A 351-nucleotide genomic window follows, 5' to 3' on the forward strand; every position below is an offset into this window, starting at 1 on the left:
CTCGGCGGCTTCCTGCAACCGTTCGGGCAAGCTGGATCAAGGGAAAGGCAGCAGCCCTTCGACCGCGCCCGCCGAACTCGTCAGCGTGTAGTGAAGCCCGCCGTCCGTCGGCGTCGTCGAGGGGCGATCGAGGATCGGCACGGTGAAGGTCAACTTGCCGTCCTTTTCCGCGCGGGAAGGGGTGCCGAACATATAGTCGCGCTCGCCGGCGACGAAGAAATCCGCCGCCTGCGGATCGCCAGGAAAACTCGCCTCGACAACCAGCGTCTCGTGATTGCCCGGCAGTACCTTGATGCCAAAGTCGGGTTTTGCAGCCGCCGGCAATGCCGTGAAACTCGCCTTTACCAATGC

Annotated in this window: 1 pseudogene; it reads right to left on the reverse strand. The window is 63.5% G+C overall.

What is annotated here, in order from left to right:
• Positions 1 to 36: 36 nt before the first annotated feature.
• Positions 37 to 351, reverse strand: a pseudogene (locus EN852_RS36855) (hypothetical protein); the annotation flags it as partial.

This window comes from Mesorhizobium sp. M2E.F.Ca.ET.209.01.1.1, from assembly GCF_004010375.2.
Classification (GTDB): domain Bacteria; phylum Pseudomonadota; class Alphaproteobacteria; order Rhizobiales; family Rhizobiaceae; genus Mesorhizobium.